Source organism: Streptomyces sp. NPDC051105 (assembly GCF_040682795.1).
GTDB lineage: Bacteria > Actinomycetota > Actinomycetes > Streptomycetales > Streptomycetaceae > Streptomyces.
On the sequence record NZ_JBFBBR010000004.1, the window covers coordinates 379,052 to 390,648 of the forward strand.

Annotated in this window: 12 protein-coding genes; 7 read left to right on the forward strand and 5 right to left on the reverse strand. The window is 71.4% G+C overall.

What is annotated here, in order from left to right; translation table 11 throughout:
• Window positions 1–70 precede the first annotated feature (70 nt).
• Complete coding sequence (locus AB0N16_RS12485; protein WP_351731548.1) at window positions 71–319, forward strand: acyl carrier protein; 249 nt, start codon at window positions 71–73, stop codon at window positions 317–319.
• Window positions 320–435: 116 nt separating this feature from the next.
• A complete protein-coding gene (gene fabF / locus AB0N16_RS12490; protein ID WP_365795779.1) occupies window positions 436–1,698 on the forward strand; it encodes a beta-ketoacyl-ACP synthase II in 1,263 nt (420 codons plus the stop codon).
• Window positions 1,699–1,927: 229 nt separating this feature from the next.
• Here fabF and AB0N16_RS12495 read toward each other — a convergent pair whose 3' ends face one another.
• Window positions 1,928–2,422: a DUF3145 domain-containing protein gene (locus AB0N16_RS12495; protein ID WP_365795781.1), complete on the reverse strand. Its 495-nt coding sequence runs from the start codon at window positions 2,420–2,422 to the stop codon at window positions 1,928–1,930.
• Window positions 2,423–2,675: 253 nt separating this feature from the next.
• Between AB0N16_RS12495 and AB0N16_RS12500 the strand changes: the two genes are divergently transcribed.
• The 3 genes from AB0N16_RS12500 (at window position 2,676) to AB0N16_RS12510 (ending at window position 6,100) form a co-directional block, all read left to right on the forward strand.
• A complete protein-coding gene (locus tag AB0N16_RS12500) occupies window positions 2,676–3,575 on the forward strand; it encodes an SGNH/GDSL hydrolase family protein (protein WP_365795783.1) in 900 nt (299 codons plus the stop codon).
• Between the two features lie 23 nt (window positions 3,576–3,598).
• Complete coding sequence (locus AB0N16_RS12505) at window positions 3,599–4,573, forward strand: aldose epimerase family protein (RefSeq protein ID WP_365795785.1); 975 nt, start codon at window positions 3,599–3,601, stop codon at window positions 4,571–4,573.
• Between the two features lie 291 nt (window positions 4,574–4,864).
• Complete coding sequence (locus AB0N16_RS12510; RefSeq protein ID WP_365795787.1) at window positions 4,865–6,100, forward strand: pyroglutamyl peptidase; 1,236 nt, start codon at window positions 4,865–4,867, stop codon at window positions 6,098–6,100.
• Here the strand turns inward: AB0N16_RS12510 and AB0N16_RS12515 are convergent.
• Window positions 6,090–6,884 carry an EI24 domain-containing protein gene (locus AB0N16_RS12515; RefSeq protein WP_365795789.1) on the reverse strand — a complete coding sequence of 265 codons (795 nt, stop codon included), beginning with the start codon at window positions 6,882–6,884 and terminating at the stop codon, window positions 6,090–6,092. The genes AB0N16_RS12510 and AB0N16_RS12515 overlap by 11 nt on opposite strands.
• Window positions 6,885–7,068: 184 nt before the next feature.
• Here AB0N16_RS12515 and AB0N16_RS12520 point away from each other — a divergent pair, with 184 nt between their 5' ends.
• The gene (locus tag AB0N16_RS12520; protein WP_365795791.1) at window positions 7,069–8,226 is read left to right on the forward strand and encodes a serine hydrolase domain-containing protein; all 1,158 of its coding nucleotides are present in this window, start codon (window positions 7,069–7,071) and stop codon (window positions 8,224–8,226) included.
• Window positions 8,227–8,413: 187 nt separating this feature from the next.
• On the opposite strand, the gene AB0N16_RS12525 is transcribed toward AB0N16_RS12520, so the two are convergent.
• Entirely contained in the window at window positions 8,414–9,412 is a 999-nt protein-coding gene (locus tag AB0N16_RS12525; RefSeq protein WP_365795793.1) for an NADP-dependent oxidoreductase, read from the reverse strand.
• A gap of 89 nt (window positions 9,413–9,501) precedes the next feature.
• Here AB0N16_RS12525 and AB0N16_RS12530 point away from each other — a divergent pair, with 89 nt between their 5' ends.
• Window positions 9,502–9,951: a MarR family transcriptional regulator gene (locus AB0N16_RS12530; protein ID WP_365795795.1), complete on the forward strand. Its 450-nt coding sequence runs from the start codon at window positions 9,502–9,504 to the stop codon at window positions 9,949–9,951.
• Window positions 9,952–9,999: 48 nt separating this feature from the next.
• On the opposite strand, the gene AB0N16_RS12535 is transcribed toward AB0N16_RS12530, so the two are convergent.
• Entirely contained in the window at window positions 10,000–10,473 is a 474-nt protein-coding gene (locus AB0N16_RS12535) for a carboxymuconolactone decarboxylase family protein (RefSeq protein WP_365795797.1), read from the reverse strand.
• A gap of 132 nt (window positions 10,474–10,605) precedes the next feature.
• The gene (locus tag AB0N16_RS12540; protein WP_365795799.1) at window positions 10,606–11,454 is read right to left on the reverse strand and encodes a hypothetical protein; all 849 of its coding nucleotides are present in this window, start codon (window positions 11,452–11,454) and stop codon (window positions 10,606–10,608) included.
• Window positions 11,455–11,597: the final 143 nt, after the last annotated feature.

The following is an 11,597-nucleotide window of genomic DNA, read 5'->3' on the forward strand; positions in this document are numbered from 1 at the left end:
TGCATCCGGTACCGGAAACGCCAGCAACACCGCAGCAACCGTCTGGAACATCTAAGAAGGAGCGCCTGACATGGCCGCCACTGAGAAGGAGATCGTCGACGGTCTCGCCGAGATCGTGAACGAGATCGCCGGGATCCCCGTGGAGGACGTCCAGCTGGACAAGTCCTTCACCGACGACCTGGACGTCGACTCGCTGTCCATGGTCGAGGTCGTCGTCGCCGCCGAAGAGCGCTTCGACGTCAAGATCCCGGACGAGGACGTCAAGAACCTGAAGACCGTCGGGGACGCCACCAACTACATCCTCAAGCACCAGGACTGAGTTCCCGCCGGGTCCCGGGCCGCGTGCCCGGGTACCCGGCAGGTTCCCGGTCTGCGAGGCCCCGCCACCCGGCGGTGGCGCCGTCGAATCCCGTATCCGTTGGAGAAAGAATTCCCGTGAGCCCGACCAATCGCACCGTGGTCGTCACCGGTATCGGCGCAACCACACCGCTGGGTGGCGACGCAGCTTCGTTCTGGGAGGCCCTGACCGCCGGCAAGTCCGGTGTCCGCCTCCTGGAGCAGGACTGGGCGGCCGAGCTGCCCGTCCGTATCGCGGCACAGATCGCCGTCGAACCGGGCGAGATCATCCCGCGCCCGCAGGCCCGCAAGCTGGACCGGTCCGCGCAGTTCGCGCTGATCGCCGCCCAGGAGGCCTGGAAGGACGCCGGTTTCACCGCCAGGGCCGGTGAGGACTCGTCCGCCAACCCCGACCGGGTCGGCGCCGTCATCGCCTCCGGCATCGGTGGTGTGACGACCCTGCTCGACCAGTACGACGTGCTCAAGGAGAAGGGCGTACGCCGCGTCTCCCCGCACACCGTGCCGATGCTGATGCCCAACTCGCCGGCCGCCAACGTCGGTATCGAACTGGGTGCGCGGGCCGGTGTGCACACGCCCGTGTCGGCCTGCGCCTCCGGCGCCGAGGCCATCGGGTACGCCATCGAGATGATCCGCACCGGGCGTGCGGACATCGTCGTGGCCGGCGGCACGGAGGCGGCGATCCACCCGCTGCCGATCGTCGCGTTCGGCAACATGATGGCGATGTCCAAGAACAACGACGACCCCGAGGGTGCGTCGCGTCCCTACGACTCCGGCCGTGACGGCTTCGTCCTCGGTGAGGGCGCGGGCGTGATCGTCCTGGAGTCCGAGGAGCACGCGAAGGCGCGCGGGGCGCGGATCTACGTCGAGGCGGTCGGGCAGGGCATCTCCGCCGACGCGCACCACATCACACAGCCGGAGCCGTCGGGCAACGGCATCGCGCACGCGCTGCAGAACCTGCTCGACAACACGGATCTCAAGCCGGCCGACATCGTGCACGTCAACGCGCACGCGACGTCGACGCCGCAGGGTGACGTGGCCGAGGTCAAGGCCCTGCGGAAGGTGTTCGGCGACGACGTCGACCACATGGCCATCTCGGCGACCAAGTCGATGACGGGGCACCTGCTGGGCGGTGCGGGTGGTATCGAGACCGTCGCGTCGATCCTGGCGCTGGTGAACCGTACGGCACCGCCGACCATCAACCTGGACAACCTCGACCCCGAGGTCACCGCGGATGTGGTGCGGGGTGAGGCGCGTGCGCTGCCCGAGGGGCGGATCGCCGTGCTCAACGACTCGTTCGGGTTCGGTGGGCACAACGTGGTGCTGGCGTTCAGGACCGTGTGAGAGACGCTGCGCTGAGGCTTGTGGCCCGGACTCCGTTGGACGGAGTGCGGGCCACAGTGCGTTTCGTCGTCGGCTGACCGCCCGGTGGGGGTTGTTCGCGCAGTTCCCCGCGCCCCTGAAGGAAGGGCGCTGCAGAGCGCCCCGTAAGGGGCGCGGGGCTGTATGTGACCTGCGGCTACCGCCGCGTGGGCGCGCCAAGCCACGACGGCGCCGCGGACGGCATCCGGCGTCACACCACCTGGTGGAGCCAGCGGACCGGGGCGCCCTCGCCCGCGTAGCGGAACGGCTCCAGTTCGTCGTCCCAGGGCTTGCCCAGGAGTTTGGAGATCTCGGCCTCAAGGTCGGTCTCGCCGCGCTGTGAGCGGGTCATCGCGGCCCTCAGGCGGTCCTCCGGGATCAGGATGTCTCCGTGGATTCCGGTGACCGCGTGGAAGATGCCGAGGTCGGGGGTGCAGCTGTAGCGCTCGCCCTCGGCCTTCGCGCAGGGCTCGGCCGTGACCTCGAAGCGCAGCAGGTGCCAGCCGCGCAGTGCGGAGGCCAGTTTGGAGGCCGTGCCGACCTCGCCCTGCCAGGAGAACTCGGAGCGCCAGGTGCCGGGGGCGGCCGGCTGCCGGATCCAGTCGAGGTTGACGCGCGTGCCTAGCACCCCGGCGACGGCCCACTCGACGTGCGGGCACAGCGCGCGCGGCGCGGAGTGCACGTACAGAACTCCACGTGTCGTCACCGGAACCTCCGGGCAGAGCGGGACATCTGGCTGGCTGGCTGGCGGCAGCGGCACGAAGGCCGCGTTGATGGCGAGGCTACCGTGCGGCGGCGCAAGGAGTGTGACGTACCGTCGGTCCCACTGCCAGGAAACCCCTGCCATTCACCCAGGGGGACGCTTGTACGGGGGTGGACCGTTGCAGGGCGGGGGGTGGGAACTCCCGTGCGTTGTTATGAAGGGGGACGAACCAGTCGACGGAGAGGACCAGCGGGGTATGCGGAAGCAGCGACGCCGGCGTGCGCGTGCCCTGGTCGGTGTCGTCGCCGCGACCACCGCACTGGGGCTGGCCGGATGCGACGTGTTCGGCGGTTCCTCCTCGGGGGGCGACAGCGCCCGTACGCGTGCCTCGCGGACCATGCCGGTGTGGGACCGCAGCCCGGCCTCGATCGCGGCCGTCGGCGACTCCATCACCCGCGGCTTCGACGCGTGCACGGTGCTCTCGGACTGCCCTGAGGTGTCCTGGGCGACCGGCACCAGCGAGCGGGTGGACAGCCTGGCGGTACGGCTGCTGGGGCGGGCGAAGGCGGCTGACCACAGCTGGAACTACGCGGTGACCGGCGCCCGGATGGCCGACCTGTCGGGGCAGATGGCCGACGCGGTGGTGCGCAGGCCGCAGTTGGTGACGGTGATGGCGGGGGCGAACGACGCCTGCCGTACGTCGGTACGGGCGATGACCTCGGTGGCGGCCTTCCGCACCCAGTTCGAGGACGCCCTGGGCATCCTGCGGAAGTCGCTGCCGAAGACGCAGGTGTACGTGTCGAGCGTGCCGAATCTGAAGCGGCTGTGGTCGCAGGGGCGGACCAGTCCGCTGGGCAAGCAGATCTGGAAGCTGGGCATCTGCCCGTCGATGCTGGCCGACGCGGACAACCTGACCAGTGCGGCGACCGTGCGCCGGGACCGGGTGCAACAGCGGGTCGAGGACTACAACAAGGTGCTGGCGCAGGTCTGCGCCAAGGACCGCCGGTGCCGTTTCGACGGCGGGGCGGTGTACGAGTACCGCTTCGGCACGGATCAGCTGAGTCACTGGGACTGGTTCCATCCGAGCACCGACGGCCAGTCGAAGCTCGCCTCGATCGCCTACCGGACCATCACCGCGAAGGATCCGGTGGACTAGACCCTTGGCTTAGGGTTTCCCTCATGAGCGAACTTTTCGGCACACTTTCCGACGGCACCGAGGTGCACCGCTGGACGCTGGAGCGCGCGGGGACCCGGGTGCGGGTCCTGTCGTACGGCGGCATCGTGCAGTCGGTCGAGGTCCCGGACCGGGACGGCCGGACGGCGGACGTGGTGCTGGGGTTCGCCGGCCTGGACGGCTATCTGGAGCATCCGGGTCCGTACTTCGGCGCGCTGGTCGGCCGGTACGCCAACCGGATCGCACACGCCCGCTTCCCGCTGGACGGCGTGACCTACGCCCTGGAGCCGAACAACGGGCCCAACTCCCTGCACGGCGGCGCCCGCGGCTTCGACAAGCGGGTGTGGGAGGTCGAGGGCCTCGAGCACGGGGTGCGGCTGACGCGGGTGAGCCCGCACGGCGAGGAGGGCTTCCCGGGGCGGCTGGAGCTCACGGTGACGTACACGCTGGACGCGTCCGGCGCGCTGCGCGTCTCCTACGAGGCGGTCACCGACGCGCCGACCGTGGTGAACCTCACCAACCACAGCTACTTCAACCTCGCGGGCTCGGGGAACGCGGGCGGCCATGAACTCCGGATCGCCGCCTCCCGGTACACCCCCGTCGACGGCGACCTGATCCCGACCGGGGCGCCGGCGGACGTCTCCGGCTCCCGTTTCGACTTCCGTACGGCCCGCAAGGTGGGCTCCGGCTACGACCACAACCTGGTCCTCGACAAGGGGGTCACGGACTCCCCCGCCGAGATCGCCGAGCTGTACGATCCGGCCTCCGGCCGCACCCTCACCGTGGCCACCACCGAGCCCGGCGTCCAGCTGTACACGGCCGAGCACCTGACCGGCCCCTTCGCCCCGGGCGACGGCGTCGCCCTGGAGACCCAGCACTTCCCGGACTCCCCCAACCGCCCGGAGTTCCCGAGCACCCGCCTCGACCCGGGCGCGGTGTACCGCTCGGAGACGGTGTACGGCTTCGGGGTGCGGGACTGACGGACCAGCCGCAAGCCCCGGTCCAGGGGTCAGGTCCCGGACCGGGGCTGCTCAAGGGGGACTGGTCCCGCACCAGACCTTAGCCGCGCCTGTGAGACGACGGCCGGTGATCGCCCTCCTCACAGCTATCCCGTACGAACCCTTCACAAACCCCCGGGATCCGCCGCACCGCCCGAAGACACCGGGAGACGGCGCGGTCGCTCCCCCCGGCGTGGACCACACCGCGCCCCGCACGCGATACTGCGGCCCGAACGGCACCACGCACCCCACTGCGACGGAAGGCCAACTCCCGTGACATCGCTGCGCGTTCGGATCGGTGTTCTTGGAATCGCCCTGCTGGCCGGGGCGCTCGCCCCGGGCGCCGCACACGCGGCCACCGCGCCCTCCCCCACCGCCGAGGAACAGCGGCTCGACCGGGCCGCACCGCAGGAGATACTCCGGCGGTCCGGGTTCGACGCCGTGGCGCCGGAGTTCGCGCGGGCGCTCGGCGGCGCGCACTCGTACGCGCAGGCCCGGCGGATCGTCGTGCGGGACGGGTCCGCGTTGTGGCGGCGTGCCGTGGACCGGGCGCAGGGGCGGGGGCCGGTCTCCGGTGACATCAGCCGGGACGACGACCGGCCGCTGTACTGGGCGCGGCTCGGGATGACCCGGGACGTGCGCACCTGGGAGCCGGGGTTCGGGCTGAGCGAGCGGCAGCGGGCGGCGCTGCTCGACGTGCTGGAGCGGACCTCGCGCGGGCAGACCGACATCCGGTATCCCGGCAAGGGCGTGCGGCGGATCCTGGTCACCGGGTTCGACCCGTTCACGCTCGACCGGGACATCCGGATCTCCAACCCCTCCGGGGCGAGCGCGCTGGCCCTCGACGGCACGGTCGTCCGGACGGCGCAGGGGCCCGCGCGGGTGGAGACGGCCGTCTTCCCGGTGCGGTGGGACGACTTCGCGCAGGGGACGGTGGAGCGGACGCTGCGGCCGTATCTGCCGAAGGTGGACCTGTTCACGACCGTGAGTCAGGGGCGGGTCGGGCGGTTCGACGTGGAGCGCACCAACGGGGCCTGGCGGGGCGGGTTCCCCGACAACGACAACGTGAGCCGGAGGGAGACCGTCCCGGTCGCCGACCCGGCCTCGCAGCCGCAGTGGACGACCACGACCCTGCCGTACGCGGCGATCGTGGCGGCGCCGACCGGGCGTTTCCCGGTGTACGACCACACCGAGGTGACCGAGATCCCGGCGGGGGGCACGGAGGCCGTCGTACGGGCGGACGGGCCCACTCCCGGGTCCACGGCACGGGCCGGGGGCGGCGGGGACTATCTGTCCAACGAGATCGCCTACCGGGCCACGCTGCTGCGCGACCGGCTGGGGCTGCACGACAGCCTGCCCGGCGGGCATGTGCACACGCCGGTGCTGCAGTTCGGGGCCGGGAACACCACCGAGGTGACCGACCCGGAGTTCGTGCGGAACCGGGTGGACATCATCGACCAGGTGCGGGCGATCGTGACCGTGGCGGCGGACGCGAGCTTCAGGAAGTGACCCGCCGGTCCCGGTCCTGATCCGGGTCCTCCTGCGCCGTCTCCTCGCCCAGCAGGTCGCGGGCGAGGAGGGTGGCGCCGGCGACCGCGCCCGGCATCAGGAACACCGCGACGAAGGGGACCAGGAAGGCGAGGCCCAGCGGGGTGCCGAAGCCCCACACCAGGGTCTTGCGGGAGCGCAGCAGGGCGAGCCGGGCGCGCAGGTCGACGCCCCGGCGCTGGAGGGCGACGGCGGCGAGTTCCTCGGTGAGGAAGAAGCCGGTCACGAAGAACCCGACGACCGGTACGACGGTCTGCCCGACGAGCGGGAGGAAGCCGAGGGCGAAGAGCAGCAGGCCCCAGAGGCCGGCCCGGACCAGGACGCGCAGGCTGTCGCGGGCCGAGATCCACAGCTCGCGCCAGAACGGCAGCCCGGACTCGGGCGCGGTGCCGTCGGGCGAGACGTCCGCGTCGACCTTCTCGGAGAGGTTCTCGTAGAAGGGCTGGCCGATCAGCAGGGTCACGGCGGTGAAGGTGAGGACGGCGCCGAGAAGACCGAGGGCGAACAGGACGGCGGTGAGGAAGCCACGGAAGAGGCCCTGCCAGGGGCCGGCCCAGTCGTCGGCGAACGGGGTGGCCCAGGCGACGAAGTCCTCTCCCCATATCGCGAGGGCGGCCAGCGCCGCCGCGTAGAGGACGAGGGTGATCAGGCCGGGCAGCAGACCGAAGCCGTACTGCTTGCCGTGCCGGCCGACCCACCGCTGGCCCTTGAGCAGATATCCGAAGCCCACCCCGAGATCACGCATGGCGAAGACTTTACCGGCGTGGTCCCGGGGCACAGTGGGGCATGAACCCACCGGGAGGCGGTGGCACCAAGACCTCCTGGTCACCGTTGAGTCGAACGGGTGCGTCCCGCCGTACCGATCTCAGGAACCAGCAGGCGTTGTTCACCATGGGAGCTGCCCGCGGCGGCTCGGTTGAGGAGAGCGGATGACGCAGGAGATCACCGTCCGGGGCACGGTCGCGGAGGGCTTCGAAGCGGTGCGCGAGGAATTCGCCGCCTTCGTCGCCGGCGAACGGGCCGACTACGAGGGACAGTTGTGTGCGTACGTCCACGGCCGTCGGGTTGTCGACCTGTGGGCGGGCGAGGGGGCCGACGGGGACTCCCTCTATGGCGCGTTCTCGTCCACCAAGGGCGCCGCGCACCTGGTCGTGGCGATGCTGGTGCAGGACGGCACGCTGGAACTGGACCGTAAAGTCACCTACTACTGGCCGGAGTTCGCCGCGGAGGGCAAGGGCACGCTCACCCTGCGGGAGCTGGTCGCGCACCAGGCGGGTCTGATCGGCACCGACACCGGGTTCAGCCCGCAGGAGCTGGCGGACGACCGGGCGATGGCCGAACGCCTTGCCGACCAGCGGCCGTTCTGGCGGCCGGGCACGGCCTTCGGCTACCACGCCCTCGTCATCGGCGCGCTCACCGGCGAGGTGGTACGGCGGGCGACCGGCCGTACCCTCCAGGACGTGTACGAGGAGCGGGTCCGGGCGCCCTACGGCCTGGGCTTCTTCCTGGGCCTGCCGGCCGCGCACGAGCCGCGTTTCCGCACGACGCAGCCGATGCTGCCGACGGCCGAGCAGCAGGCGCTGCTCGACGCCCTCCCGTCCGGCCCGCGGACGCTCGCCGGGATCGCCTTCAACAAGCACGCGGCCGAGCCCATGGACCTGGCGGCCCTGCCCAACGACCCGCGGGTCCGCGCCAGGGGCCCGGCGTCGATGGGCGGGGTGGCGTCGGCGCGCGGCCTGGCCGGGATGTACGCGGCGCTGCTCAGCGAGATCGACGGCAAGGCCCCGCTGCTGAAGGAGGACACGGTGGCGGAGTTCGGCCAGTTCCACGCGGTGGGCTACGACCTGGTGGCGCGCACCCACAAGTCGTACGGCCTGGGTTTCCAGGCGACGGCGGACACCTGGCACCCGTTCCTGGGCGCGGGCACGATCGGCCACAGCGGCGCGGCGGGGTCGCAGGCGTTCGCGGATCCCCGGAGCGGGGTCGCCTACGGCTACACGCGGCGGAGGTTCGCGTTCCCGGGAGGAGCGGCACCGGAGAACGACCGGCTGGCGAAGGCGGTGCACGTGGCAGCTCTGGCCGACTGAAACGCGCCCCTTGGGGGCGCGGGGCTGTATGAATGCGCGGCTCCGCCGCGTGGGCGCGACCAGCCCACGACTACCCGCACCCGGCGCTGATTCCGCACCCGGCAGACGAGAGGCCGCACCCCACGTCCAAGGGTGCGGCCTCCGCCGTACACAACGACAGCCGTCGTACCGGCGTCACGCGGTCGCGTCAGAGCTTGACGATCATCTTCCCGGTGTTGTCGCCGCGCAGGACCCCGAGGAACGCCTCCAGGTTGTTCTCGATGCCCTCGACGACCGTCTCGCGGTACTTCAGCTGCCCGGCGGCCACCCACGGGCCGACCTCGGCGACGAACTGCGGCTGCAGGTCGTAGTGGTCGCCGACCAGGAAGCCCTCGATCCGGCCGCGGGTCTGGATGAGACGGGCGAGGTTCTTCGGGCCGGGGACGGGCTCGGTGCTGTTGTAGACGGAGATCATGCCGCAGACGGCGATCCGGCCGTCCCGGTTCAGCTGGCCGATGGCGGCCTCCAGGTGGTCGCCGCCGACGTTGTCGAAGTAGACGTCCACGCCGTCCGGCGCGGCGGCGCGGAGCTGCTCGGCGACCGGGCCGTTCTTGTAGTTGAAGGCGGCGTCGAAGCCGTACTCCTCGACCAGCAGCTTGACCTTCTCGTCGGAGCCGGCCGAGCCGATCACCCGCGAGGCGCCCTTGAGCTTCGCGATCTGGCCGACCTGGCTGCCGACCGCGCCGGCCGCGCCGGAGACGAAGACGGAGTCGCCCTCCTTGAAGGAGGCGGTGCGCAGCAGGCCCGCGTAAGCGGTGAGGCCGGTCATGCCGAGGACGCCGAGGTAGGTCGACAGGGGCGCGGCCGCCGCGTCGACCTTGACGGCGTTCTTCGCGTCCACGACGGCGTACTCGCGCCAGCCGAGGAAGTGCAGGACGTGGTCGCCGACCGCGATGCCCTCGGCGTTGGACTCGACGACCTCGCCGACCGCCCCGCCCTGCATGACCTTGCCCAGCTCGAAGGGGGCGACGTAGGACTTGGCGGCACTCATCCGGCCGCGCATGTACGGGTCGACGGAGAGGTACTCGTTCCGTACCAGCACCTGTCCCTCACCCGGGGTCGGGACCTCCGCCTCGACCAGGGCGAAGTCCTCCGGCTTCGGCCAGCCGACGGGACGGCTTGCCAGGTGCCACTCGCGGTTGATCATGACATGCGCCTTTCCTAATTACTTCAGCATCTGAAACAACCATGCTCCTGAATATTTCATGATGTCAAGTAACGGGGTACTCTGAGCGCATGTCGTCCTCACCGTCCAGCCCAGCGAAGCCCCGGCGCCCCGACGCCCTGACCTTCGAGGTCGTCGAGCTGATCGGGGATGTCGTGGCGCGTTTCTACGCGGACTACGAGGAGGCGGCGGGCGAGCACGCGCTCACCGGGGCGCAGGCGCGCCTGCTCAGCCTGCTCTCGCTGGAGCCGCTGCCGATGCGGAAACTGGCGCAGAAGCTGAAGTGTGAGCCGTCGAACGTGACGGGGATCGTGGACCGGCTGGAGGCGCGGGGGCTCGCGGAGCGGCGGCCCGACCCGGCCGACCGCCGGGTGAAGCTGGCCGCGGCGACGGACGAGGGCCTGCGGGTCGCCCGCGAGCTGCGCGACGGGTTGCGCTTCGCGCGGGAGCCGCTGGCGGGGCTGTCCGACGCGGAACGGCTGTCGCTGCGGGATCTGCTGCGGCGGATGCTGGACGCGTAGGGGGGCGCCGCCGAGGCCGGACGGTGGCACCCCCCTGGAGCGGGCTCGTTACGCGAACTGGCCGGGGCGGTAGTCGCCGGCCGGCTGCTGGAAGATGACGTTCAGCCGGTTGTAGGCGTTGATCAGGGCGATCGTCGCCACCAGCGCGACGAGTTCCTCCTCGGTGTAGTGCTTGGCCGCGTTCTGCCACACCTCGTCGGGGACCCCGCCCGCCGCGTCGGCGATCCGGGTGCCCTGTTCGGCCAGCTCCAGCGCCGCGCGCTCGGCGTCGGTGAACACGGTCGCCTCGCGCCAGGCGCCGACCATGAGGAGGCGCTGCTGGGTCTCGCCGGCGGCGGCCGCGTCCTTGGTGTGCATGTCGAGGCAGAAGCCGCACCCGTTGATCTGGCTGGCGCGGATCTTGACCAGCTCCAGGGTGGCGGCGGGGATCGACGTCCCCTCGGCGGCCTTGCCCGCGCCGTTGAACGCCTTGATCAGCTTGTTGGCGGTGGGGCTGGCGAAGAGGTTCAGACGGGCTTCCATGGTGTGTTCCTCCGTTGGGTTCAGCGGGATACACACCTATGACGGAACGGGTCCTGCGGATGTGACACGGCGCCCGAAGATTTGCCGGGTTTGCTTCGGCAGACCTTCGGGCGCGCTTCAGTGGGCGCTTCTTCAGCTGCACCACCACAGGAACCGCGTGCACGAGTGGCTCTGGGACGGGGTCGGAGTCGGGGTCGACGTCGTCGGGTTCGAGGCCGGGGTCGATGCCGCCGCGGAGGTCGGTGCCGCCGTCGGTGTCCTCGTCGCCGTGCCCGTCGTCGCCGACTGTGCCGACGCGTCCTTCGGGGACGCCGACGGCGACTGCGACTCCTTGTCCTTCGACGCGGAGGGGGACGCGGAGGCGGACGGGTCGGCCGAGGCGGAGCCCGCCGGGCCGGACGCGCCGGACGCGTCGTCCAGGGGCTGGGCCGTCGCACCCGGGGACGACGTCGACGTACCGCCGTCGGCGGTGTCGCCGCCCGCCGAGGCCGGGCCCGGGCTCGTGAACGGCATGGCGTCCGTGCCGAGTTCGGCGAGGCTCAGGCCACCCGCCGCCAGGACACACGCCACGCTCACGAGCAGGACCCTGCGGCGTCGTCGGCGATGGGCCGCGGCCTTGCGGTCGCGACGGCTCCCGTCGGCCGCGGAAGGCTCCTCGCCGGCTTCGGCGAGATTCTCGGTGGCCTCGGGAAGATTCTCGGCGGCTCGTTCCCGGCTCCGGCCGCCGCGCCCGCGGGCCGCCCGCCGCCGGTCCGCCCGGCCACCCGTCAGGGGCTCGTCGCCCTCGCCGTCGTAACCGTGGTCGGCCGCGGGTACGTCCTCGCGGAACTCCGTCTCCGGGTAGGGGGCTTCACCGGTCGCGGCCGGGTCAGGGGCGGCCGCTTCCCGCGCGGCCGCGCGTGGCGTTTCGGCCGGAGCGCCGCATCCCGGGCAGGCGAGGGCGCCATTGAGGTGCCGTCGGCACGGGTGGCAGTAGTCCATGACGCGGGAAGACTAAGTTCCCCACCGGTCACTTAACCACCCGGCCCTGTGAAGGTTCTGTGGGGGACCGAAAAACTGTCGAAAGCCTTGCCGAAACCGTTACCTGTTCGACCCATTGACACCCCGACCGTCCCATCCTTACT